Here is a 23,120-nt window from a genome sequence, read left to right as displayed (position 1 = left end):
GAGGCCGCGACGGTGTCCTCCGCGCCGCGCGCTGGGGAGCCGTGGCCGCTGTTCTCGCCGCCGTGGTGACCGGGGTCTTCTCGCTCTGGGCGGCCACGATCGACGGGGGCCGGAACTCCCGGGGTCCCACCGCCGTGGGCTCGGCTCCCTCCGCCTCCGTGTCGCCCTCGTCGCCCTCGGCCTCGCCGGTCGCGACGGGGCTGCCCGCGACCGGCGGCAAGGACGACCCGGGGGTCCCGCTGGGCAAGCCGGTGCGCATCCATCCGGCCGGGGCCGCCGACCTGTGCCTCACGGAAGGCCACAGCGACAAGTACCAGAGCGTGGTCGCCGCACAGGTGCCCTGTGACCGGATGCCCCTGCCGCACGTCAGCATCGAGCCGGCAGGCGGCGACAGCTACCACATCGTGTGGCGGAACGCCGAAGGGCAGCCCGGCTGCCTCGACGTCATCCAGGGGGAACAGGCGGCCGACGGCCTCCTGCAACCGGTCGACGACTGCGACAGCGCCGTACGGTTCGCCGTCGACCGGGTCGCGTCGCCCGGCCACGGCTCCCGTTACCGCTTCGTCGCGGACGAGGACGGCCAGTGCCTCGGCATCGACGACGTGGCGTCCGAGGGCGCCGAGGCAGCGCTCCAGAGCTGCTCCGGAGAGGCCGGCCAGGCCTTCACCATCGATCCCGCCTGAGAGCGGTCCCGCCCGGCCGGTCCCGGGGTTCCCCGCGCCCCTTCGGGGCGCTCGGCGGAGCCGGGGCTCAAGCGAGGCGCTTCAGGCGGGTCACCGCCTCCGTGAGGACTTCCTGCCGTTTGCAGAATGCGAACCGCACAAAGGGGGCGCCCTCCTCGCGGTGGTCGTAGAAGACCGCGTTCGGGATGGCGACCACACCGATGCGTTCCGGCAGGGCGCGGCAGAAGGCGAAGCCGTCGTGCTCGCCGAGGGGGCGGATGTCGGTGGTGATGAAGTACGTGCCCGAGGGCCGGTAGACCTCGAAGCCGGCCTCCGCGAGGCCCGCGGCCAGCAGGTCGCGGCCGGCCTGGAGGTCCCGGCGCAGGCCGGCGAAGTAGCTGTCCGGCAGGGCGAGCGCCTCGGCGGCCGCGTACTGGAACGGTCCGGCCGACACGTACGTCAGGAACTGCTTCGCCGATCGCACCGCCGTCACCAGCTCCGCGGTCGCGGTTGCCCAGCCGACCTTCCAACCCGTGAAGGAGAACGTCTTCCCCGCCGATCCGATGGTGACCGTTCGCTCGCGCATACCGGGGAACGTGGCCAGCGGGACGTGCTCGACGTCGTCGTAGACCAGATGCTCGTAGACCTCGTCGGTGACCACCAGCAGGTCGCGCTCGACGGCGAGGCGGGCGATCTCCGCCAGCTCCGCGCGGGTGAGGACGGTGCCGGTCGGGTTGTGCGGGGTGTTCAGCAGGAGCAGCCGGGTGCGACTGGTGACCGCGTCCCGCAGCTCGTCCAGGTCGAGCCGGAACCCGCGGGGCGCGACGGCGCTGCCCGCGCCCGGCCCGGCGCTGCCCGCGCCCGTGCCCGCGCCGTCCGCGCCCGTGCCCGCGCCGTCCGCGCCCGGTGACGTCGCCGGGGCAGGTCCCGGACGGAGGGTGACCGGTACGCGGGTGCCGCCCGCCATGGCGATGCATGCCGCGTAGGAGTCGTAGTACGGCTCCAGGGCGATCACCTCGTCGCCCGGCTCGACGAGGGCCAGCAGGGCCGCCGCGATCGCCTCCGTGGCGCCCGCGGTGACCAGCACCTCCGTGTCGGGGTCGTACTCCAGGTCGTACCGGCGCCGCTGGTGGTCCGCGACCGCCGTGCGCAGCTCGGGGATGCCGGGGCCCGGCGGGTACTGGTTGCCGCGGCCGTCGCGCAGGGCGCGCACCGCGGCCTCGCGCACCTCTTCGGGGCCGTCGGTGTCGGGGAAGCCCTGGCCGAGGTTGATGGAGCCCGTACTCAGGGCCAGCGCGGACATCTCGGCGAAGATCGTGGTACCGAACTCGGCCAGCCTGCGGTTGAGCAGCGGACGGGGTCCGGGACCGGCGGCGGAGGCAGTGGATGTCATGGCCGCCATCCTGGGCCGAACCTCTGGACTTCCTCAACTCTGCTTTGCCCCCCGAGACCTACGGGCATCCCCCTGTCACGCTGATGGAGAGCGAGGAAGGACCGCCCGGTACGGGCCCCGAGGGGCCTGCGCAAGGCGGCTGAAGGCCGCGCCCGGACACCGTCGGGAGCGGTGGACGCACGACGTCGCACGAGCGCGAGGACGTACACGGGAACACGGAACAACGCACAGGCGCGCGCACGCGCGTACGAGAGCGGCCGGGGGAGCCGCTACGGGGGAGAACGGAAGGAGGAGGGCGATGAAGCAGATCGTCATCCTGGTGGTGCTGGTGGTGCTCGCGGCGGTCCTGATCGCGGCAGGCCGCGGAAGGAACCCACTGGCCCCGAACGTCAAGACGGTGAAGAGGCCCAGGCCCCAGCGCCGGCACAGCAGGAACGACAGCGGCTCCGGGAGCTGGTGGGCCGGCGGCGCGGGCGCGGCCGGCGGCACGGGCGGCGACGGGGGCTCGTCGCACGGGGGATCGCACGGCGGATCCCACGGCGGCCACTCCTGCGGCGGCGGTCACTCCTGCGGCGGCGGCTCGTCGTGCGGCGGCGGCGGCGGAGGCGGCGGCTGTGGGGGCGGGGGCGGCTGAGGCGGAACGGCTGACACGGGGCAGCTGATCCGCACGGACCGGGGCCGCTGGGGGAACGACTCCGGACCGTCCGTCCCGAAAAGAGGTGCCCGCCGGGAGACCGACCCGGCGGGCACTTCGCTGTCTTGGCGCTGTCTGGCGATGTCTGGCGATGTCAGCGCTATGTCCGGGCGATGTCCGACGGTGGTGTGCGGGGACGGCGGCCCTGGGCGGGGCGCCAAGCGGTGCTGCAGCATTGGACAGTTGAACACTGGGCCGCCCGAGCGAAGGAAACCCGGCCAAGTTGGGTAAAAACGCTGTGGTGGCACCGCTGTTCATGATTGCCTCTTATCCGTTAATGCGGCCCTCGGACATCCTCGTGGGCACGAGTCGGCATTCGGGGGTTCCCGGTGCGTGACCGGACGGATCTCTCTGCGATCACCGGTGCGGCCGGCCACTTCCCCGGCGTCCCGAGGACGCGCGTCGGCCTCACTTCCTTGCGTGCTAGCGGAGCGGACCCATGCTCAGGACCCTGACCACCTCCTATACCGACACGCGCGCGGCTGACCTCGCCTGGGCACTCGGGCGCGAGCCGTTGCCCGCCCTCGCCACCCTCGACCTCGAACTCACCGACGCCACCATCCAGTTGCGCCTCCTCGGCGCGTCCCACCAGGTGATCCTCCAGGAGGAGCGGGGCACCTGCTCGGAGACCGTCGCCTGCCTGCCGGGCACCAGCACCTCGCTCCCGCTCGGCGTCGCCAAGCGGCTCGGCGAGTGGGAGTACGAGTTCGCGGCGTGCGTGGAGACCCTGGCTCCGGGACAGTTCGCCGGCCGAGCGCGGGAGCTCATCGCGCTGGTCTCGGACCACCCGCACGGCCTCGTCGGCATCTTCCCCGGCAGCCCCTACGCGTTCACCGCCATGCTCGCGCAGCGCCACGACGGGCATGTGCACTGGCGCACCTGGCACGCCTACCCGCAGGACGGCGAGCTGGTGACCACCCGCACCCGCGTGGGGGTGCGGGTGCCCAGCCTGCTGCTGGCGGGCTGTTGACGTGCGTCACCCCAGTTCCACACGTGTGGGTGACGGAGCGAAGTGAACAGGTGACGTAGCGTTCGGAATGTGATCGAGCAGCCTGCGTCCGTCTCGCCGCCCGCGCCCGCGGTGTCCGGGCCCGGGCAGCAGGGCGTGCCGCGGCTGCCCGTCAGGCAGACGACGGGCCGCGTCCTGGTACTGGCCGGGGGGTTCGTCTGCGCCGCCTGCGGCCTCGTCTACGAGCTCGAACTCGTCGCGCTCGCCTCGTACTTGCTGGGCGACTCGGTCACCCAGACCTCCGTGGTGCTCTCCCTGATGGTCTTCGCGATGGGCGCGGGATCGCTGGCCGCCAAGCGCCTGCGGACGAACGCGGTGGCCGGCTTCGGCGCGGTCGAGGTGGCGCTCGCGCTGATCGGCGGGTGCAGCGGCATGGGCCTGTACGCGGCCTTCGCCTGGGGCGGCGACTGCGGCTGGGCGGGCGGCCCGCGCTGGCTGCTGCTGCTCTGCACGCTCGCCATCGGCCTGCTCATAGGCGCCGAGGTGCCGCTGCTGATGGTGCTCATCCAGCGGGTACGCCGCCAGGATGCGGGGATAGCGGTCGCGGACCTGTTCGCCGCGGACTATGTGGGCGCGCTGGTCGGCGGCCTCGCCTTCCCCTTCCTGCTGCTGCCGCTGCTCGGCCAGCTCACCGGCGCGCTGCTCACCGGCGCGGTGAACGCCCTGGCGGGCGGCGCGCTCGCGCTCGGCCTGTTCCGCCAGGACCTGGGCCGCCGCGGCCGCCGGCTGCTGCTGGTGGTGACCGTGCTCGTGCTGGTGCTGCTCGCCACCGCCGCCGCTCTCGCCGACGACTTCGAGCGCGCCGCGCACCGCGCCGTCTACGGCGACGACATACGCGTCACCCTGCACACGGACGTAGGCGAAGTAGTGCTCACCGGCGGACGGCATGGGCCGTTCAAGCTGTTTCTCGACGGCCGGTTGCACGTCCGCAGCCGTGACGAGCCCGCGTACCACCGCGCGCTGGTGGTGCCCGCGGCGCGCGGCCCCCGGGCCAGGGTGCTGATCCTCGGCGGCGAGGACGGGCTCGCGGCCGGCGCCGCGCTGCGGCTGCCCGGGGTGCACAGGGTGGACGTCGTCGCGCTCGACGCGGGCGTGGTGCGGCTGGCGCGCGGCGACCCCGCGCTCAGCGCGCTGAGCGGCCGGGCGTTCCACGACCCGCGGGCGCACGTCGTCACCGCGGACCCCTTCAGCCGCCTGCGCGGCCTGCACCGCCGCTACGACCTCGTCGTCTCCGACCTCCCGGCCCCCAGCAGGACCTCCAGCACGAAGTACTACTCGCAGGAGTTCTACGGCCTCGTGCGCCGGGCGCTGGCCCCCGGCGGGCGCTTCGCGGTGCACGCGGGGGGCTCGGGCGCGCCGGACGGGGAGTTCTGGACGGTGGACGCCACCCTGCGCGCGGCCGGCCTCCGGACGCTGCCGTACCGGGTGGGCCGGTGGGACTTCGTGCTCGCCGCGGGTGGCCCGCGCGGGCCCGGTGCGGCCCCGGCGGCGCGGGGGGACGGGCTCCCGGGTGCGGTCCCCGGGGTGCGGGTCCTGGCCGGGTCCCGGCCCGCGGGGGTGGCCCCCTCGACACTGGTGCATCCGCGGTACGGAGGCTGAGTTCCCGGGCCGTGCGTGGGTAGGCTCGGTACTCATGGAGCATGAGGTGTTCGTTCCCGTTGCGGTAGAGCCTCTGCGGCGTCTGCTGGCCGACCCCGGACGGGTCGCCGGCGCGGTGCCGGGGCTCCAGCAGGACGCCGGGGAGCCGCCCGTGTCCGGGCGGCTCAAGGTGCGGGTCGGCGGCACCTCCATCACCTACCGCGGGGCGCTGCGGGTCACCGAGCGCGACGACGGTGTCTACCTCCTGGAGGGCGAGGCCGCGGAGGCGCGCGGCAGCGGCACGGTCTCGGTGGCGCTGACGCTCCGGCTGGTGCCCGGCGACGGCGGGACGACCCTCGCGTTCTCCGGCGGCGCCACCGGGGACGGCCGCTTCGCCGAACTGGACGCCGGGGTCGCGCGGACGGCCGGCCGGCGCATGCTCAACAAGACGGCGGCGCTCCTGGAAGCGGGGGCGTCGGGTACGGCCGGCGACGCGGGTGCGGCCGGTGCGGGTGCGGGTGCCGGTGCGCCGGCCGGGGCGCAGGTGGGGGCGGGTGAGTCCCCGGACTCCCCGGAATCCCCGGACTCCCCGGACTCCCCTCCGTCCCCGGAGCCTCCGGAGTCCTTGGAGCCCGCGCAGAAGGGCGGGGACGAGGACGAGGTGCCGCTCGCGGACGCCGTCGACGCCGCCGTCGTGAGCGAGGGCGGGGCCGTCTTCGAGGTGGACAACGAGCCTCCGGCGGAGGCTGCGCACGCTCGGCGGACGATGATCGGGCGGAGCGCGGAGGAGGTCGACCACGCGCCCCCACGTGGCCGGTACGCCCCCGTTCCGGCGCCCGAGAGCACGACGGCCTCCGTCGCTCTGCGCTGGGCCGCCCCCGCCGCCGCGGTGGTACTGGCCTCGGCCATCGTCATCGGCCGCGCGTTGCGTCGGCGACGCTGAGCGCCCCGAAGGGGCGCGGGGAACCGTGTGATCGGTCCCGACGGCGGTTGGGTCGCCACCGTCCCGCGGGGGGTGTTTCTGTCGTCTCGGGCCTGCGGCCGGTGGGTGGTTGCGGGCGCAGTTCCCCGCGCCCCTGAGGTGGGCCGGGGCGTGGCCCCGTCTTGTGGGGCGTGGGGAACTGGGCGATCAGCCAGCGCGGGACGGTTGGTTCGTCGCCGTCCTGCGGGGGGTGTTTCTGTCGTCTCGGGCCTGCGGCCGGTGGGTGGTTGCGGGCGCAGTTCCTCGCGCCCCTGAGGTGGGCCGGGGTGGGGCCCCGTCGGTGGGGCGCCTGGTGGGGCGCGGGGGTCTCGGGGGGCCGGTAGGGTCGCCCCGTGGGTAGTGACGACATCACGCTGACCGCGGGCGACGCGGAGGCGACCGTGCGGCCGGCCAACGGCTGCCGGATCGCCAGTCTCAAGATCGGCGGCACCGAGCTGCTGCGGCAGGGCGACCGGTACGGCTGCTTCCCGATGGTGCCGTGGTGCGGCCGGATCAGGAACGGCCAGTTCCGGGATGGCGCCGCCGTCCACCAGATGCCGCTCAACTCTCCCCCGCACGCCATCCACGGCACCGGCCGCGACACCGCCTGGCGCACCGCCCGCGCCGCCGCGGACGAGGCGGTCTTCACCTACGACCTCACTGCCCCCTGGCCGTACACCGGCCGCGTCACCCAGCTGGTGCGGCTGACCGGGGACAGCCTGACGCTGACGATGTCCGTCGAGACGTACGAGTCGTCGTTCCCGGCGCAGGCGGGCTGGCACCCGTGGTTCCTGCGGCGGCTCGGCGACGGCGCGCCCGCCCCGGACGGCGCGGGCGCCGAGGCCCGCGACGGTGCCGAGGAGGTGCGGATCGACTTCGCGCCCGCCTGGCAGGAGCGCAAGGGCGACGACCTGCTGCCGGCCGGCGAGCGCATCGAGCCGGTGCCGGGCCCCTGGGACGACTGCTTCGGCATGCCCGGCGGCGTCGACGTCACGCTGACCTGGCCCGGGCGGCTCCGGATGAACGTCGCCTCACGCGAGGAGTGGGTCGTCGTCTACGACGAGCAGGAGGCCGCGGTCTGCGTGGAGCCCCAGACCGGCCCGCCCAACGGCCTGAACACCCACCCGCGGCTGGTCACCCCCATCGAGCCGCTGGAGACCACGGCCACGTTCACCTGGCAGCGGCTCTGAGGACGGCGCACCGGATACCGGCCCTTCACCGGAAGCCGACCTCCCCGGGCGCCCGCCTGACCTGACGCCGACCTCCTCGGACGCCCGCCTGACCTGACGCCGACCTCCCCGGGCGCCCGCCTCACCGGACGCCGCTGCCGGCCGGTCCGCCGTCCGTCGCGGCGTCGCCCGCCACGGAGTCGTCCCTCTCACCGCGCCCGGCACGGGCACCGCCCCCGGCATGGGCGCCCTCGCCCGGGCCCCCGGAACCCCCGGAACCCCCGGAACCGCCGGGACGACCGGCCTCGCCGGGCCCGTCCGGCCCGTCCGCCCCACCGAAGCCGCCCGGATCCCCGCGCCCGTCGCCCGGTGACGCCGGCCGCCGGGACGCCCGGCGGAGGATCTCGTCGGCCAGCACCCGCCGGTCGGTGCCGCGCCGCAGGCCGCCGTTCCGCTGCGCGTCGACCGCCCCAGCGAGCCGCCGCAGCGCCGCCGCGTCGAGGTCCTCGACCATCTTCGAGAGGAGGACCAGCGCGAGGTACTGCTCGAACGGGCTGCGCGGCCGGTCCACCGCGTCCAGCGCCCCGCCCAGGTCCCGCAGCTCGGGCCGGGTGTGCATCATCGCCAGCGCGACCACCCGCTCGCCGTCGGTGCCGCCGCGCAGCCAGTCGCGTACCGCTTCCGGCTCGAAGGACCGCTCGGCGGCGAGCCGCCGTACCCCGTCGACCAGGTCGGACATGGCGGCGGTGCGGTTCGTGCCGCCCCGCATCGAGCGGCGGATCGCGCCGTACTCCGCCGCGATCGGCCCCGCCACCTCCAGCAGCGAGCGTGCCTCGGCGCGCAGCGCGTCGGCGGTGTCCTGGTCGCCGGCCAGCTCGGAGGCGTCCGCCAGCTGGTACCGGTCGGCGGCGGCGGCACGCAGCCGGAGGCTGGCGCCGCCCACCTCGAAGCTCTCTATCCGGTTGCCGAGCAGTGCGAAGACCAGCAGGACGGCGCCGATGGCGAGCAGCACGCCGGTGCCGGTGCCGTTCTGCGTGACGAAGACCGCGTAGATGCCGGTGCCGAACGAGCCGCCGCCGAGCACCCCGAGAACGGTCCTGAGCAGCGGGGTCAGCAGCGGCGACGGCCGGCTCCCCGGGCGGTTCCGGCCGGGCATGTGGTCGTCCTCCATGATCGTCCCCCTCCTTGGCGCACCCGCGCGGTGTCCGACGCACCCGCGGTGTCCGGCGCGCCCCCGGTGGGACGCCCGCCCGCGCACGGATGTGCGGGAGGGAACCTACCGTCGCCCGGTCGCGGGCGTGCGGCTCATATGCTGGCAGACATGACGGACGACGTACGCGGCGCGCTGCTGCGGCAGATCAGGGACAAGGCCGTGGTGCACGGCAGGGTGACGCTCTCCTCGGGTCTGGAGGCCGACTACTACGTCGACCTGCGCCGGATCACCCTGGACGGCACCGCGGCACCGCTGGTCGGCCGGGTGCTGCTCGACCTGACCGCGGACCTGGAGTTCGACGCCGTCGGCGGGCTGACCATGGGGGCCGACCCGGTGGCGGCGGCGATGCTGCACGCGGCGGCGGAGCGGGGCCGGACCCTGGACGCGTTCGTGGTGCGCAAGGCGGCCAAGGCGCACGGGTTGCAGCGCCGGGTGGAGGGTCCGGACATCGCCGGCCGCAGGGTGCTCGTCGTGGAGGACACCTCGACGACGGGCGGCTCGCCGCTGACCGCGGTCGAGGCCGTCCGTGAGGCCGGTGCCGAGGTGGTGGCGGTGGCCACCATCGTGGACCGGGCCACGGGCGCGGCGGAGAAGATCGAGGCGGCCGGGGTGCCGTACCGGTTCGCCTATTCGAAGGACGACCTCGGCCTGGACTGACGCACCCGGACCGAGGCACCCGGACCAGAGGCACCTGGATCGGGCACCCGGACCAGAGGCAGCCGGATCGGGGCACCCGGACCGAGGCGTCCGGGGCGCCGCGCCCGGGTCGCCGCACCCGGACGACGGCCGCGGCCGGCCGCGTCGCACCCGGCCGGGAGGCGCCCGGCCGGGTGCGACGGGGTGCCGCCGGGCGCCCGGCGGCGCGGAGTCCGGCATCGCGGACGCCGTAGGCGGAGTCTGGAAAGATGGGGCGCCGACGACGAGGTCGACCCCGTGCACAGCACTCACCCGCACATCGACGAGGAGCGGACAGATGCCCATCGCGACCCCCGAGGTCTACAACGAGATGCTCGACCGGGCGAAGGCAGGCAAGTTCGCCTACCCGGCCATCAACGTCACCTCATCCCAGACGCTGCACGCCGCCCTGCGCGGCTTCGCCGAGGCGGAGAGCGACGGCATCATTCAGATCTCCACCGGCGGGGCGGAGTTCCTGGGCGGGCAGTACAAGAAGGACATGGTCACCGGCGCGGTCGCGCTCGCCGAGTTCGCCCACGTCGTCGCCGAGAAGTACCCCGTGACGGTGGCCCTGCACACCGACCACTGCCCGAAGGACAAGCTGGACGGCTATGTCCGCCCGCTGCTGGAGATCTCCGCCGAGCGGGTCCGCGGCGGCGGGAACCCGCTGTTCCAGTCCCACATGTGGGACGGCTCCGCCGAGACGCTCGCCCACAACCTGGAGATCGGGCAGGAGCTGCTGGCCAAGGCCGCCGCCGCCAAGATCATCCTGGAGGTGGAGATCACCCCGACCGGCGGTGAGGAGGACGGCGTCTCGCACGAGATCAACGACAAGCTGTACACGACCGTCGACGACGCGATCCGCACGGCGGAGGCGCTCGGCCTCGGCGAGAAGGGCCGCTACCTGCTGGCCGCGTCGTTCGGGAACGTGCACGGCGTGTACAAGCCGGGCAACGTGGTGCTCAGGCCCGAGCTGCTGAAGGACCTCCAGGAGGGCGTGGGCGCCAAGTTCGGCAAGCAGGCGCCGTTCGACTTCGTCTTCCACGGCGGCTCCGGCTCCACGCGGGAGGAGATCCTCACGGCGCTGGAGAACGGTGTCGTGAAGATGAACCTGGACACCGACACGCAGTACGCCTTCACGCGGCCCGTCGCGGACCACATGCTCAAGAACTACGACGGTGTGCTCAAGGTCGACGGCGAGGTCGGCAACAAGAAGGTGTACGACCCGCGGAGCTGGGGCAAGGCCGCGGAGGCGAGCATGGCCGCCCGGGTGGGCGAGGCGTGTGCGCACCTGCGGTCCGCGGGGACCCGTATCAAGTGATCCGCACCGGTGCCGGTGCGCCGGGTTCCGGTGCGCCGGTCCGGTGGTCCGGCGGTCCGGGGTGTCCCGGGGCGCCGGTGTCCCGGTGTGCCCGTGTTCACGGTCGGCGGGGCGTGCGGCTGCCGCCGCTTCCGCCGGCCTTCCGGCCGGGGCCGGGCCGGGCGGTCCGTTTCTCCCCCTTTGCCGGTGCCCGGGCCTTCCGTCCTTCTTTCGCCTGTTCTTCGTTCGCCTGCTCTTCCTTCGGCTGCGACTTTCGGCTGCGACTTTCGGCTGCGACTTTCGGCGGCGGCTGCTCGGCCGGGGCGGTGGAGGCTGCCCCTGCGGGGCGGTGGCGGTCTTCTGAGTTCGTTCTTGCCGGGGGCGCAGTTCCCCGCGCCCCTGATGGGGTGCCGGTACGGGTGGTGCACCCCAAAGGGGCGCGGGGAACTGCGCGCCCGGCCATGACGAGACCCGCAGGATGTCGCCGCCCACAAGGGGCACGGCATCCGGGGCCGGGGGGCGGAAGCCCCCGGGCTACTCCTTGAACAGGGCGTCGTAAGCCTCCGCGCTGCTGTCCTTGAGGAAGTCCCCGCACCGCTTCGCCTCTTCCGTCTCCTCGATCGCCGAGGCCGCACGGGCGAGGGCGGCGAGGCAGCGGAGGAAGCCGTGGTTCGGGCGGTGGTCGTAGGGAACCGGGCCGTGGCCCCGCCAGCCCGCGCGGCGCAGTGCGTCCAGGCCCCGGTGGTAGCCGGTACGGGCGTACGCGTACGACTCGACCGTGCGGCCCCCGGCGAACGCCTCCTCCGCGAGCACCGCCCACGCCAGCGAGAAGGCCGGGTACCGTGCGGCGACCTCGACGGCGGGCGTCCCCTCGTCGAGCAGGCGGGTGGCGGTGCCCGTCTCCGGGGTCTCGGGCAGCCGCGTCGGCTCGGGTCCGTCCAGCAGGTTCTTGTGGATGTCCATGACCGAAGTCTGTCACCGCACCGCGCACGCTCCGGTGCGGGTGCCCGCTGACCGGTGACGTGCGCCGTCCGCCTCTTGTTCCTTCTTGCCTGCGCCGGTGCTGGTGCGCAAGATGCGGGTGGGGACCGGGGCCCCCGTGCCGGCACGGCAGGGGCGGACCGCTACCCGGAGTAGTACCGAGGAGACAGCGATGTCCCACGAGGTGTCGCAGGGCGGGCAGGAACGGGCGGGGGCGCGGACGGAGGACGCCGGTCCGCATCTCGACTTCGCGGGTACGACCCCGTACGAGGACTACGTCAGGGCGGACGTCCTCACCCACCTCCAGCAGCCGCTCTCCGACGATCCCGGCGAGCTCGTCTTCCTGGTCACCACCCAGGTGATGGAGCTGTGGTTCACCGTGCTCGTCCACGAGTGGGAGACGGCGGCCCGGGCGCTGCGCGACGACGACCTGCCGACCGCGATGGCGGCGCTGAAGCGGAGCGTGCGCGAGCTCACCGCGCTGAACGCCTCCTGGACACCGCTGGCCGGCCTGACGCCCGCGCAGTTCAACTCCTACCGGGCGGCCCTCGGGGAGGGCTCGGGCTTCCAGTCGGCGATGTACCGGCGGCTGGAGTTCCTGCTCGGGGAGAAGTCCGAGTCGATGCTGGTGCCGCACCGCGGCGCCCCGCGCGTCCACGCCGAGCTGGCCGGGGCGCTGCACGAGCCGAGCCTCTACGACGAGGTGCTGCGGCTGCTGGCGCGCCGCGGCCACCCGGTGCCCGCGGCCGTCCTCAGGCGGGACCTGACCGAGCGCTACGAGCCGTCGCCGGAGGTGGAGGCCGTGTGGGCGGCGCTCTACGCGGGCGACCAGGACGCCGACCTCGTCCGCCTCGGCGAGCTGCTGACCGATGTCGCCGAGCTGGTCTGGCGCTGGCGCAACGACCATCTGGCGGCCACCCGCAGGGCCATGGGCGCCAAGCAGGGCACCGGCGGGTCCGCGGGCGTGGCGTGGCTGGAGAAGCGGGCCGCGAAGAGCGTCTTTCCCGAGTTGTGGACGGCGCGCAGTCATGTGTGAGGTGCGGCCCTCGCGGGGCGGTGCGCTGTGCGGTGTGCGGTGTGCGGTGTGCGGTGTGCGGTGTGCGGTGTGCGGTGTGCGGTGTGCGGTGTGCGCTGTGAGCGGTGGGCGGGTACGGGTGGGTTGGTGTGAGTGGGTCGGTGTGGGTCGGTCCGTATGCGGGAGGGCGAGCGCGTGGGTGTCGGTGCGGAGGACGGGGTGACCGGGGAGAGCACACGGCCGGGCGGCGGCCAGGGCGTGCCCGGGGCTTCCCCGGCCCCCGGGAGCCGGGTGGGCCGGGCCGGGCTCCGGGCGAGGGCCGCCGGGCTGGACGCCGCGGATCCGCTGGCCCACGTGCGGGAGCGTTTCGTTCTGGACGCGGGGGGCGAGTCCGCGGAAGAGGGGGCCGGCCCCGGGGACACGGCGGTGCCCGCGGACACGGCGGCCGGCCTCGGGGACACGGCGGCCACGCCCACCGTCGCGTATCTGGACGGCAACTCCCTCGGCGTCCTGCCGCGGGCCGTGCCGGACCGGCTGGCGGACGTCGTGCGGCGCGAGTGGGGTGAGCTGCGGATCCGGTCCTGGCGGGAGAGCGGCTGGTGGACGGCGCCGGAGCGGGTGGGGGACCGGCTGGCACCGCTGATCGGGGCGGGCCCCGGGCAGGTCGTGGTGGGCGACTCGACCAGCGTCAACGTCTTCAAGGCACTGGTCGCGGCGGTCCGGATGGCGGGCGACGGGCGTGACGAACTCCTCGTCGACGCCACCACCTTCCCCACCGACGGCTACATCGCACGCTCCGCGGCCCGGATGACCGGGCGGGTTCTGCGTCCGGTGGCGCCCGCGGAGGTGCCGGACGCGGTCGGGCCGCGCACCGCCGCGGTCCTCCTCAACCATGTCGACTACCGCTCGGGCCGGCTGCACGACCTGCCGGGGCTGACCGCGGCCGTGCACCGGGCGGGCGGGTACGCGGTGTGGGACCTGTGCCACAGTGCGGGCGCGCTGCCGGTGGGGCTCGACGCGCACGGTGTGGACCTGGCGGTCGGGTGCACGTACAAGTTCCTCAACGGCGGTCCCGGCTCGCCCGCGTTCCTGTACGTGCGCAGGGACCTCCAGGAGCGGTTCGACTCGCCGCTGCCCGGCTGGAACTCGCACGAGGCGCCGTTCGGGATGCGCGCCGAGTACGTGCCGGGGGAGGGGCCGGTGCGGGCGCGGGTGGGGACGCCCGACATCCTCTCCCTGCTGGCGCTGGAGGCGGCGCTCGACGTCTGGGACGGGGTGCGGGTCGCGGCGGTGCGGGCCAAGTCGCTGGCGTTGACGGACTTCTTCCTGGAGTGCGTGGCGGCGTATGTGCCGGCGGGGCGGGCGGAGGTGGTGACGCCGCTGCCGCACGCCGAGCGGGGGAGCCAGGTCGCGCTGCGGTGCGCGGATGCGGGGGCGGTCATGGAGCGTCTGATCGCCCGGGGTGTCGTCGGTGACTTCCGCGCGCCGGACGTGCTGCGCTTCGGGTTCACGCCGCTGTACCTGAGCTTCGCGGAGACGGAGGCCGCGGCGGCGGCGCTCGCGGAGGAACTCGCGCGTTAGGGGTCCCTGTCCGGTTCGACCGGGGCCGGTGCCGGTGCCGGGGGCCGGTGCCGCTGCCCGTGCCGGGTGCCGGGGGCGAGGCCGGTGGGGGTTGGGCGGGTCGGTCCGGTGCGGCGGCGTCGTGGTTGTTCGCGCGGTTGCCCGCGCCCCTTTTGGTGTGGGTGTGGGTTTGTTGGCCGGGTGCGGACCGGCCTACCCGGAGGCGCGGGGACCTGCGCGAACGGCCCCCCGCCGGCCGGTGGTCCTCGTGAGACCGTGAGGGGCTGGGCGCGTGGGGGGTTCAGGGGCGCGGGGGCCTGCGCGAACCGGGCCCGCCGGCGGCTGGGTCGTCGTGCGGCCCCGAGGGGCTGGGCCGGGGGGAGTCCCCGGGGCGCGGCCTCCGGGGTGACCCCCTGGTACCGTCCCGCTGACGCAGAACCGCGAACCACCCGTGCACACACCGTGGTTCGCCCCGCACTCCCCGCGGAAGAGCCGAGCCGCTCCCGGCGGGAGGAGCCCCCATCGCTGAGAGGTCTGAGGCATGCCGGACGACGCCGTCGCTCCCGACACCGGTGCCCCCGAGGGCACGTCCCGCCGCGCGGCCGAGGAAGAGTCGGCCTTCTCGCACGCCCCCGTGCCCCCGGACACCACCGCCGCGTACGGCGACCATCCCGATCAGCTCATCGACTTCTACGCGCCCCGCGAGGGCGCCCGCAGCGACGGCGCCCCCGCGCCGCTCGTCGTGGTGCTGCACGGCGGTTCCTGGCGGGGTCCGTACGACCGCGCGCACGTCTCACCGTTCGCCGCCTTCCTCACCCACCGCGGCTTCGCCGTGGCCAGCGTCGAGTACCGGCGTGGCCAGGACGGCCCCGACCGGGACGGACTGCCCCCGGCGGGCCGCTGGCCGGAGACGTTCGACGACGTCGCGGCGGCCCTCGACGCGCTGCCCGCGCTGGTCGCGGAGGCCCTGCCGGCCGCCGACCCGCGGCGCACCGTCGTCACCGGGCACTCCGCGGGCGGTCAGCTCGCGCTGTGGGCGGCGGCCCGGCACGTGCTGCCCAAGGACGCTCCGTGGCGCACCGACGAGCCGGCCGCGCTGCGCGGCGTGGTGGCGCTCGCGCCGATCGCCGACTTCACGCTGGCGCGCGACCTGGGCGTCTGCTCGGGGGCAGCGGAGCAGCTCCTCGGCGGCCCGGAGCACGCGGAGGAACGGCGGGCGTACGCCGACCCCGTCACGCTGCTGCCCACCGGGATCGCCACCACCCTGGTGCAGGGCCGCGCCGACGAGGTGGTGCCGCCGGCGGTCGCCGAGTCGTACGCCGCTGCCGCCGCCCAGGCCGGCGAACTGGTGGGGGTGACGCTCCTGGAGGACGTGGGCCACTACCCGCTGATCGACCCGGCGGCGGACGCGTGCGCGGTGGTGGCGGAGGAGATCGCACAGCTCGCGTGGTGAGCGGGCCGCTCGCGCACTGAACGGACCGGGCCCCCGGGCCGGCGGGCCCGCTTGCCCGCGCCCGGAGCGGCCCGGGGAGGCGGCCGCCCGGACGGGGCGTACGGACACGGCGCGCGCTGCCGATCGCACCCCCCTGCGTCAGCGGGTCCCTCTCGGGGCATCGTGCACGACAGGGGCCGGTCGCGGGCCGCACGGCCCGCTCAGCGCGGCCGGCCGGGCGCCGGGAACGGTGCCGGAGACGACGGGAGTTCAGCGATGACGGTGAAGATCCTGCTGGTGACCGGGGACGCGGCCGAGTCCCTGGAGGTGATGTACCCGTACCAGCGGCTCTCCGAGGAGGGCTACGAGGTGGTGATCGCCGCCCCGGCCCGCAAGAAACTGCGGTTCGTGGTGCACGACTTCGAGGACGGCTTCGACACCTACACGGAGAAGCCGGGCTACACCTGGCCCGCGGACGCGGCCTTCGAGGAGGTCGACCCGGAGCAGTACGCCGCGCTGGTCATCCCGGGCGGCCGGGCGCCCGAGTACCTGCGCAACAACGCCCACCTGAAGCGGATCGTCGAGCACTTCTTCACCGCGGGCAAGCCCGTCGCCCAGATCTGCCACGGCCCGCAGATCACCGCGGCGGCCGGGGTGCTCGCCGGCCGGCGGACCTCCGCCTACCCGGCGCTCGAACCGGACGTGCTGACCGCGGGCGCGCAGTTCCAGGACGGTGACGCCGTCGTGGACGGCACCCTGGTCTCCGCCCGCGCCTGGCCCGACCACCCGGGCTGGATGCGGGCCTTCATCGAGGTGCTGCGCAAGGAGGCGCCGGTTTCCTGAGCCGCACCGCCGAGTCGTGCCCGCCGCGTGCCGCCGGCCTCGGCCGCCCGCCGCGCCGGGCACGTCCGGCTCGCCGCCGGGCCCGACCACCCCGCACCCCACCCGCGACGAGCGGGCACCCCACCCGCGACCCGCGGGTACCCCACCCGCGACGAGCGGGCACCCCACCCGCGACCCGCGGGCCGGGCGCGCTCCCGCAGGCTTGTGGCCCGTACCCGCGGGCCGTGACCCGCACCCGCGGGCCGTGACCCGCCCCGGACCCGTAGTACCTGAGACGGATCCCCGGCAACCCTCCTGCGAGGGGACGACCGCGACCCGTGGCACCCCCTACCGTGCGGTGTATGAGCGACAGCCCTGCGCCGCACCCGGCAGACCCCGGGCGCCCCGACGCGCGCCGTGAGCCGCGCACCGTCCCGACCGGCCCGTACGCTGACCCGCACGCCGGCGCGCGGACCGGCCCGTACGCGGCGGCGGACGCGCCCGGCAGGGGACCGGCCGGGGCCTTCACGGAGCCGACCGCGCCCACCGACCAGGGGCAGGCCGGGCCGGGCCTGCCCCGGACCCCCGAGTACCGGTTCGCAGTGCACGCCCTGCGCGGCCTGCGTCACGACCTCTTCGAGGACGCCGCCGCGTACCGGCCGCTGCCGCCGGGCGGCACGGACGGTGCCGTCGTCCGGCGGCTGCCCGCGCAGCTGCGGCGGCTGGTGGCATGGGCGCCGCACACCACGGTGGTGTTCATGGCGCTGATCGTGCTGCTGCTCGGGTACAGCACCGGCTCCGGCCCGTACAGCGGCTCCGCCGCCGGCTTCGTGCTGGACGCCCTGATGCCGGCGGCGGCCGTGCTGCTCACCCTGATACGTCCCGTCGCCGCCTTCTGGGCCTCGCTCGCCGGGTCGCTGGTGAGCTGCGTGCTCGTCTCGGTCTGGGGCCGGCCGGACGACGTGCCCTGGCTGCCGGGCGCCTACCTGGCGCACCTCATCGTGCTGACGGTGGTGGCGCTGCGCACCAGGCCGCGGACCGCAGCCTGGATGTGGGGGCTGACCGCCGTGTACGGGGTGGTGGCCTCGTTCCTGCTGGACCAGGGCATGGGTACCGACACCGCCTCGATGCTGGTGGTCTCGGCGGTCGCGCTGCTCTGCGTGGCCGTGCGGCACATCCGCCGCGCGGCCCAGCGGGAGGTCACGGCGGAGCGCCACGCCAGCGCCGCGGAACGGTCCCGCCGCACGCTGCTGGAGGAGCGCACCACCATCGCCCGCGAGCTGCACGACGTGGTCGCCCACCACATGTCCGTCGTCGCGATCCAGGCGGAGGCCGCCCCGTACCGGGTGCAGAATCCGCCGCCGGAGCTGGAGAAGGCGTTCACGACGATCCGGGAGAACGCGGTGGCCGCGCTCGCCGAGCTGCGCCGCCTGCTCGGGGTGGTGCGCGCCGAGGACTACCAGGCGCCGGACGCCCCGCAGCCCACCCTCGCCGACCTCGACACCCTGCTGGGCAACGTCCGCGACGCGGGGCTCACCGTGGCGAAGACGGTGACCGGCGCGGTGCGCGAGCTGCCGCAGGGCGTGGAGCTCTCGGCGTACCGCATCGTCCAGGAGGCGCTCAGCAACGTGCTGCGGCATGCGCCGGGCGCGACCGCGACGGTGGAGGTCAGCCATGTGCTCGGCGGTCTCGGGCTGCGGATCGTGAACGGGCCGGCCACCGAGCCCGCCAAGCCGTCGCCCGGCGCCGGGCACGGCGTCACCGGGATGCGGGAGCGGGTCACGATGCTGAGCGGTGAGATGACCGCCGGGCCGACGGCCGACGGCGGGTACGAGGTGGCGGCCTTCCTGCCGGTGGCGGCCGAGCCGGTCCGCCGGGACGCCGCGCGGGGCGGGGGAGCCGGTGGCGCCGTGCAGGGCGGCGCTGTGAAGGGTGCCGGCGGGCCGGGCGGCGCCGTGACGGGTGCCGCCGGGCCGGGCGGCGCCGTGGACGGGGCCGGCGCGGCGGGCCCCGGCGGGAAGGGAGAGCCGGCGTGAGCATCAGGGTGCTGATCGCCGACGACCAGATGATGGTCCGCGAGGGCTTCTCGGTGCTGCTTAACGCGATGCCGGACATCGAGGTCGTCGGCGAGGCGGTGAACGGCCGGGAGGCCGTGGAGCGGGTACGCGCGCTGGCGCCGGACGTCGTCCTGATGGACATCCGGATGCCGGAGCTGAACGGCATCGAGGCCACCCGCGAGATCGTCGCGGCGGACGCCGAGGCCAAGGTGCTCGTCCTCACCACCTTCGACCTCGACGAGTACGTGTACCAGGCGCTGCGCGCGGGGGCGTCCGGGTTCCTGCTGAAGGACGCGTCGGCGCAGCAGCTCGCCGACGGGGTGCGGGTGGTGGCGTCGGGGGAGGCGCTGCTCGCGCCGAGCGTGACACGGCGGCTGATCACGGAGTTCTCCCGGCTCACGGAGGCACCCAGGCTGCCGGTGTCCGGGCAGGGGGCTTACGGGGAGCTGACCGATCGGGAGACCGAGGTGCTGGTGCTCATCGCCCAGGGACTGTCGAACGGGGAGATAGCGGAGCGGTTGGTGGTGGCCGAGTCCACCATCAAGACGCATGTGAGCCGGATCCTGGTGAAGCTGGGGCTCCGGGACCGTACGCAGGCTGCGGTGTTCGCCTATGAGGCGCGGTTGGTCGTGCCGGGGTGAGGGGCGGCGGGTGAGCTGACCGCGGGGCGGCGCCCGAAAGGGGCCGCGGGGAGGCGTGGGGACGCGGGAGCGCGGGAGCGCGGGAGCGCGGGGAACGGCGTGCACACGGTTGGCCGCCGCCTTCGGTGGCTGTGGTGCCGCGGATGTGCCGCGGTTGTTCCGCGGAAGAAACCGGTGCGGATTTTCTTCGGTGCGGGTGTCGATGTCGTGGGGGGTCGTCCGTCGTGAGGGTGTGCGGGCCGGGGAGGCCGGGCCGCCCGAGCGGAGAGTGGGTTGGGCCATGGCTGTGTGGCACGGTGTCCTGTCGAAGGGTGCGGGTGGCGTGATCCCTGCGCCGGATCCGGACGGGGTGACGGGGGCGCGGGTCGAGGCCGAGGTGGAGTTGGGCGTGGCCCCCGGCGCGCTGTGGGACGTGATCACGGATGTGACGCGGATCGGTGAGTTCAGCCCCGAGTGCGTCGGCGGAGTCTGGCTCGACGAGCGGGAACCCGGCCCGCGGGCCGGCGCGAGGTTCCTCGGCCGTAACCACTACGCGAACGGCTTCAAGGCCGATGTGCACTGCCTCGTGATGGAGGCCGAGCGGCCGGCCGTCTTCGCCTGGATGGTCCTCGACCCCTCCGGGGACCCCGAGACCCCGGCCTCGCTGTGGCGCTACGAACTGCGGCCGGGCGCGGCGCCCGGCACCACGCTGGTGCGGCACACCTTCGAGCACGGCCCCGGTACCAGCGGCGCACGCCTCCGGCCGGAGACGTTCCAGGAGCGCCTCGGGCAGCTCGGCGACCATATGGCACACACCCTGGCCGCGATGGCGACCGCGGCGGCCTGACGGAAGAGGACGGACACCATGAAGTACCTGTTGCTGATCTGCGAAGAGGCCGAGCCCGTGCAGGCCGCGCCGGAGGACTGCGACCCCCTGCCCTGGGTGACGGAGATGGAGGGCCGGGGCGTGCGCAAGTTCGGCAGCCGGGTGCGGCCCGCCGAGAACGCGACCACTGTACGGGTACGGGACGGCGAACTGCTCGTCACCGACGGCCCGTTCGCCGAGACCAAGGAGCAGATGGCGGGCTTCGACGTCATCGAGTGCGCCGACCTGGACGAGGCCCTTGAGGTCGCGGCCAAGCACCCCATGGCCCGGCTCGGCATGGTCGAGATCCGGCCCTTCTGGACGGAGTGAGGTGACATGACGGCACGGCACCGGCCCGGTTCCGGGCGGGAACCCGCCGGCGGCGGCGCCCGCGGTCAGGACCATGACCGGGGCGCCGGCCGCGGGGCAGGTACCGGTGTCGGCGGCGTCCCCGACCGGGCCGCCCGGCCCCGTGCCGAGGGTGCCGTGGCCGCCGCGGTCGCCGCCGCCTACGAGGCCGAGTGGGGGCGGATCGTGGCCGCCCTCATCCGGTTCGGCGGTGACTGGGACCTGGCGGAGGAGTGCGCGCAGGAGGCCTTCGCCAAGGCGCTGGAGCGCTGGCCGCGGCTGGGCGTGCCGCGCAACCCGGGCGCGTGGCTCACCACCACCGCCCGCAACGCCGCCCTGGACCGGCTGCGCCGCGCCGCCACCGAGACCCGCAGGCTCCGGGAACTGGCCGGCGAACTGCGCACCGCGACCGAGGGCGCCGCGGACACCACGGCGGACGAGGCGGCCGAGCGGGCGGAGGCGGCCGAGCGGGCGGAGGCGGCCGAGCGCGCGGTCGTCGCCCCCTCCGCCACCGGGGCGCCCCCGGTCGGCGGGCCCCCTGCGGTTCCCGGCACCTCCCGCACTCCCGGCACCGCCGTCCCCGGCACCGCCGCCCCCGGCGCCCTCGCCGCCGACGACCGCTTCCTCGACGACCGCCTCGAACTGATCTACACCTGCTGCCACCCCGCCTTGCCCCGGACAGCCCAGGTCGCGCTGACCCTGCGGTGCCTCGCGGGACTGAGCACGGCGGAGATCGCGCGGGCGTTCCTGGTGCCGGAGGCGACCATGGCGCAGCGTCTGGTGCGGGCCAAGAACAAGATCCGGCACGCCGCCATCCCGTTCCGGGTGCCCCCGGCCCACCGGCTCCCCGAGCACACCGCGGGCGTGCTCACCGTGCTCTACCTGATCTTCAACGAGGGGTATGTGGCCACCCGCGGTGACGCCCTGACCCGCCGGGAACCCGCCGAGGAGGCCATCCGGCTGGCCCGGCTGGTGGTGCGGCTGCTGCCGGAGCACGCCGCCGGCGCCCGGACGCGGGCCGAGGCGGAGGGCCTGCTCGCCCTGATGCTGCTGCACGACGCACGCCGTGCCGCGCGCACCGGGCCGGACGGCGCGCTCGTGCCGCTGGAGCAGCAGGACCGCACGGCGTGGGACCGGGACCGTATCGAGGAGGGTCTTGCGGTGCTCGACCGCGCCCTGCACCGGCGCCGCCCCGGCCCTTACCAGGTCCAGGCGGCCATCGCAGCCTGTCACGCCACCGCGGCCGAGCCCGCGGACACCGACTGGCCGCAGATCGCGCTGCTCTACGCGGAGTTGGCGAAGAAGGCGCCGAGCCCCGTGGTGGAGCTGAACCGCGCGGTGGCCGTCGCCATGGCCGAGGGCCCCGAGGCGGGCCTCGCGCTGGTCGACGCCCTCGCCAGGGAGGGCTCGCTCACCGGTTACCGCCAGCTTCCCGCCACCCGCGCCGACCTCCTGCGCCGCCTCGGCCGCCGGACGGAGGCCGCGGCGGCCTACCGCGAGGCACTCTCGCTGGGCGCCACCCAGGCGGAGCGCCGCTACCTGAAGCGCCGCCTCCGCGAGATGACGACCTCCGCACCCGCCGCCGCGCCGTGAGTTCGCGCCCGCCGTGACGCTCGCGCCCGCCGCCCTGACACCCGCGCCCGCCCGTTCAGCGCCCGCCCTGATGCCCGCGCGGCCCGATCAGCACCGCACACGGCGGGGCCTGTCGGCCCCGCGGGATCCACCGTCCAGCCCGGGTCTGCCTGTCCGCTCCGGATCGGCCGCCGGTGGCCGGCTGGGGTCGCGCAGTTCCCCGCGCCCCTTCCGGGGTGCGGCCACCACAAGGGGCGCGGGGAACTGCGCGACCAGCCAGGAGGAGAGCCGCGGACTCCCGAACAGAGGACCAGCCCGAAGGGGCGCGGGGAACTGCGCGGACAGCGCGAGGTTCGGGGCGTCCGGCGTCTTCGAGGTGCCGGCACCTGAACCACCGACGACGCCGACCGCCCCGTACCGTCGAACGCCGCACAGGGCGGGAGGCGACTCGCCCCCGCCCCGCCTCCCGGTTCGGCCCTCCGCGCTTGGCCTCCCCGTTCGGCCCTGCCCGCTCAGTCCTCCCCGAACAACTCTTCCCGGTGCTTGCGCCACCGCTCCATCACCGCGGTGAACTCGGCGGAGACGAACAGGAAGAACTCCAGGGTCTCCGCGATCCGGCGCCCCGGCCTGCTGTCGGGGCCCATCGTGGCGATGCCCTCCCGCAACGTCAGCTCCCAGCGCCGCAGCATCCCCTCGCGGTCGGTCAGCACCTCGTACCACTGGTCCCGGTGCATCCGGTACCGCTCACGGCGCGACCCGGGCTCCCGTTCACGCGAGACCATGGTGACCCCGTCGAGGTACCGGATCGCGCCGGAGACGGCGGCGGGGCTCACCTGAAGCTGTTCGCTCAGCTCGGCGGAGGTCATGACGCCGTCCTCCGAGGCGAGCAGCGCGGCGAACACCCGGGCCGGCATCCGCAGCATCCCCGCCGCGACCAGCTGGGACGCGAAGGCCTCCACGAACCGCGACACGGCCTCCGGGTCCGCCGCCGACGTCGTCCGGTCACCGGGGCCCGGCCCGGGTCGCTCCTCGCCGCCCGGCCCGGACCCACCACCCTGCGACGCCTGGTTCCGCTCCGTCATCCCACGATCATCTCCCACTCCCCCCTCCCCACGACACGGCTCCCACCGGCTCCGGCTGCTCCCGCGCACCCCACGTGCGGCCTCCCGGCCGGCCCGCGACGTGCCTAGTTTA

21 protein-coding genes are annotated in these 23,120 nt (G+C 75.1%); 17 read left to right on the top strand and 4 right to left on the bottom strand.

Going from position 1 to position 23,120, the window contains the following annotated elements:
- Window positions 1–41 precede the first annotated feature (41 nt).
- A complete protein-coding gene (locus ACSMXW_RS16285; protein ID WP_485807228.1) occupies window positions 42–683 on the top strand; it encodes an RICIN domain-containing protein in 642 nt (213 codons plus the stop codon).
- Window positions 684–750: 67 nt separating this feature from the next.
- On the opposite strand, the gene ACSMXW_RS16280 is transcribed toward ACSMXW_RS16285, so the two are convergent.
- The gene (locus ACSMXW_RS16280; RefSeq protein WP_485807226.1) at window positions 751–2,064 is read right to left on the bottom strand and encodes a pyridoxal phosphate-dependent aminotransferase; all 1,314 of its coding nucleotides are present in this window, start codon (window positions 2,062–2,064) and stop codon (window positions 751–753) included.
- Between the two features lie 289 nt (window positions 2,065–2,353).
- On the opposite strand from ACSMXW_RS16280, the gene ACSMXW_RS16275 reads away from it, so the two are divergent.
- From ACSMXW_RS16275 to ACSMXW_RS16255, 5 genes are all read left to right on the top strand, one after another.
- Window positions 2,354–2,689, top strand: a complete 336-nt coding sequence (locus ACSMXW_RS16275) for a hypothetical protein (protein ID WP_485807224.1) — start codon at window positions 2,354–2,356, stop codon at window positions 2,687–2,689.
- 499 nt (window positions 2,690–3,188) lie between these two features.
- Entirely contained in the window at window positions 3,189–3,719 is a 531-nt protein-coding gene (locus tag ACSMXW_RS16270) for a DUF2617 family protein (RefSeq protein WP_485807222.1), read from the top strand.
- Between the two features lie 72 nt (window positions 3,720–3,791).
- Entirely contained in the window at window positions 3,792–5,357 is a 1,566-nt protein-coding gene (locus ACSMXW_RS16265) for a polyamine aminopropyltransferase (protein ID WP_485808088.1), read from the top strand.
- 34 nt (window positions 5,358–5,391) lie between these two features.
- A complete protein-coding gene (locus ACSMXW_RS16260; RefSeq protein ID WP_485807220.1) occupies window positions 5,392–6,279 on the top strand; it encodes an SRPBCC family protein in 888 nt (295 codons plus the stop codon).
- 371 nt (window positions 6,280–6,650) lie between these two features.
- Window positions 6,651–7,487: an aldose epimerase family protein gene (locus ACSMXW_RS16255; RefSeq protein WP_485807218.1), complete on the top strand. Its 837-nt coding sequence runs from the start codon at window positions 6,651–6,653 to the stop codon at window positions 7,485–7,487.
- A gap of 121 nt (window positions 7,488–7,608) precedes the next feature.
- Here the strand turns inward: ACSMXW_RS16255 and ACSMXW_RS16250 are convergent, their stop codons facing one another.
- Window positions 7,609–8,637: a hypothetical protein gene (locus tag ACSMXW_RS16250; protein ID WP_485807216.1), complete on the bottom strand. Its 1,029-nt coding sequence runs from the start codon at window positions 8,635–8,637 to the stop codon at window positions 7,609–7,611.
- 150 nt (window positions 8,638–8,787) lie between these two features.
- On the opposite strand from ACSMXW_RS16250, the gene pyrE reads away from it, so the two are divergent.
- On the top strand, window positions 8,788–9,336 hold the full coding sequence (pyrE, locus tag ACSMXW_RS16245) for an orotate phosphoribosyltransferase (protein ID WP_485807215.1): 549 nt from the start codon (window positions 8,788–8,790) through the stop codon (window positions 9,334–9,336).
- A 316-nt stretch (window positions 9,337–9,652) separates the two neighbouring features.
- On the top strand, window positions 9,653–10,675 hold the full coding sequence (fbaA, locus tag ACSMXW_RS16240; RefSeq protein ID WP_485807213.1) for a class II fructose-bisphosphate aldolase: 1,023 nt from the start codon (window positions 9,653–9,655) through the stop codon (window positions 10,673–10,675).
- Window positions 10,676–11,188: 513 nt separating this feature from the next.
- On the opposite strand, the gene ACSMXW_RS16235 is transcribed toward fbaA, so the two are convergent.
- Window positions 11,189–11,617 carry a DUF3151 domain-containing protein gene (locus ACSMXW_RS16235; RefSeq protein ID WP_485807211.1) on the bottom strand — a complete coding sequence of 143 codons (429 nt, stop codon included), beginning with the start codon at window positions 11,615–11,617 and terminating at the stop codon, window positions 11,189–11,191.
- Window positions 11,618–11,807: 190 nt separating this feature from the next.
- Here ACSMXW_RS16235 and ACSMXW_RS16230 point away from each other — a divergent pair, with 190 nt between their 5' ends.
- From ACSMXW_RS16230 to ACSMXW_RS16190, 9 genes are all read left to right on the top strand, one after another.
- Entirely contained in the window at window positions 11,808–12,671 is an 864-nt protein-coding gene (locus ACSMXW_RS16230) for a tryptophan 2,3-dioxygenase family protein (protein WP_485807209.1), read from the top strand.
- A gap of 270 nt (window positions 12,672–12,941) precedes the next feature.
- Window positions 12,942–14,231 carry a kynureninase gene (kynU, locus tag ACSMXW_RS16225; RefSeq protein ID WP_485808086.1) on the top strand — a complete coding sequence of 430 codons (1,290 nt, stop codon included), beginning with the start codon at window positions 12,942–12,944 and terminating at the stop codon, window positions 14,229–14,231.
- A gap of 520 nt (window positions 14,232–14,751) precedes the next feature.
- Window positions 14,752–15,663, top strand: a complete 912-nt coding sequence (locus ACSMXW_RS16220; RefSeq protein WP_485807208.1) for an alpha/beta hydrolase family protein — start codon at window positions 14,752–14,754, stop codon at window positions 15,661–15,663.
- Between the two features lie 255 nt (window positions 15,664–15,918).
- Complete coding sequence (locus tag ACSMXW_RS16215) at window positions 15,919–16,485, top strand: DJ-1/PfpI family protein (protein ID WP_485807206.1); 567 nt, start codon at window positions 15,919–15,921, stop codon at window positions 16,483–16,485.
- Between the two features lie 341 nt (window positions 16,486–16,826).
- A complete protein-coding gene (locus ACSMXW_RS16210; protein ID WP_485807204.1) occupies window positions 16,827–18,500 on the top strand; it encodes a sensor histidine kinase in 1,674 nt (557 codons plus the stop codon).
- On the top strand, window positions 18,497–19,162 hold the full coding sequence (locus ACSMXW_RS16205) for a response regulator (RefSeq protein ID WP_485807203.1): 666 nt from the start codon (window positions 18,497–18,499) through the stop codon (window positions 19,160–19,162). The genes ACSMXW_RS16210 and ACSMXW_RS16205 overlap by 4 nt, the downstream gene beginning before the upstream one ends.
- Before the next feature lie 322 nt (window positions 19,163–19,484).
- On the top strand, window positions 19,485–19,988 hold the full coding sequence (locus ACSMXW_RS16200) for an SRPBCC family protein (protein ID WP_485807201.1): 504 nt from the start codon (window positions 19,485–19,487) through the stop codon (window positions 19,986–19,988).
- Window positions 19,989–20,006: 18 nt separating this feature from the next.
- Window positions 20,007–20,336: a YciI family protein gene (locus ACSMXW_RS16195; protein ID WP_485807199.1), complete on the top strand. Its 330-nt coding sequence runs from the start codon at window positions 20,007–20,009 to the stop codon at window positions 20,334–20,336.
- 6 nt (window positions 20,337–20,342) lie between these two features.
- Window positions 20,343–21,947: an RNA polymerase sigma factor gene (locus ACSMXW_RS16190; protein ID WP_485807198.1), complete on the top strand. Its 1,605-nt coding sequence runs from the start codon at window positions 20,343–20,345 to the stop codon at window positions 21,945–21,947.
- A gap of 491 nt (window positions 21,948–22,438) precedes the next feature.
- Here ACSMXW_RS16190 and ACSMXW_RS16185 read toward each other — a convergent pair whose 3' ends face one another.
- A complete protein-coding gene (locus ACSMXW_RS16185) occupies window positions 22,439–23,008 on the bottom strand; it encodes a GbsR/MarR family transcriptional regulator (RefSeq protein ID WP_485807196.1) in 570 nt (189 codons plus the stop codon).
- Window positions 23,009–23,120: the final 112 nt, after the last annotated feature.

Source organism: Streptomyces sp. DSM 116793, assembly GCF_057320905.1.
Note: the sequence above shows the minus strand (reverse complement) of the source record. Positions and strands in the feature narration are given on the sequence as shown.

Excerpts from the sequence above, each read along its gene's own strand:
- ACSMXW_RS16280 (WP_485807226.1), bottom strand. The coding sequence starts at position 2,064 with ATGGCGGCCATGACATCCACTGCCTCCGCCGCCGGTCCCGGACCCCGT.
- ACSMXW_RS16275 (WP_485807224.1), top strand. The coding sequence starts at position 2,354 with ATGAAGCAGATCGTCATCCTGGTGGTGCTGGTGGTGCTCGCGGCGGTC.
- ACSMXW_RS16270 (WP_485807222.1), top strand. The coding sequence starts at position 3,189 with ATGCTCAGGACCCTGACCACCTCCTATACCGACACGCGCGCGGCTGAC.
- ACSMXW_RS16260 (WP_485807220.1), top strand. The coding sequence starts at position 5,392 with ATGGAGCATGAGGTGTTCGTTCCCGTTGCGGTAGAGCCTCTGCGGCGT.
- ACSMXW_RS16250 (WP_485807216.1), bottom strand. The coding sequence starts at position 8,637 with ATGGAGGACGACCACATGCCCGGCCGGAACCGCCCGGGGAGCCGGCCG.
- pyrE (WP_485807215.1), top strand. The coding sequence starts at position 8,788 with ATGACGGACGACGTACGCGGCGCGCTGCTGCGGCAGATCAGGGACAAG.
- fbaA (WP_485807213.1), top strand. The coding sequence starts at position 9,653 with ATGCCCATCGCGACCCCCGAGGTCTACAACGAGATGCTCGACCGGGCG.
- ACSMXW_RS16235 (WP_485807211.1), bottom strand. The coding sequence starts at position 11,617 with ATGGACATCCACAAGAACCTGCTGGACGGACCCGAGCCGACGCGGCTG.
- ACSMXW_RS16230 (WP_485807209.1), top strand. The coding sequence starts at position 11,808 with ATGTCCCACGAGGTGTCGCAGGGCGGGCAGGAACGGGCGGGGGCGCGG.
- ACSMXW_RS16220 (WP_485807208.1), top strand. The coding sequence starts at position 14,752 with ATGCCGGACGACGCCGTCGCTCCCGACACCGGTGCCCCCGAGGGCACG.
- ACSMXW_RS16215 (WP_485807206.1), top strand. The coding sequence starts at position 15,919 with ATGACGGTGAAGATCCTGCTGGTGACCGGGGACGCGGCCGAGTCCCTG.
- ACSMXW_RS16210 (WP_485807204.1), top strand. The coding sequence starts at position 16,827 with ATGAGCGACAGCCCTGCGCCGCACCCGGCAGACCCCGGGCGCCCCGAC.
- ACSMXW_RS16195 (WP_485807199.1), top strand. The coding sequence starts at position 20,007 with ATGAAGTACCTGTTGCTGATCTGCGAAGAGGCCGAGCCCGTGCAGGCC.
- ACSMXW_RS16190 (WP_485807198.1), top strand. The coding sequence starts at position 20,343 with ATGACGGCACGGCACCGGCCCGGTTCCGGGCGGGAACCCGCCGGCGGC.
- ACSMXW_RS16185 (WP_485807196.1), bottom strand. The coding sequence starts at position 23,008 with ATGACGGAGCGGAACCAGGCGTCGCAGGGTGGTGGGTCCGGGCCGGGC.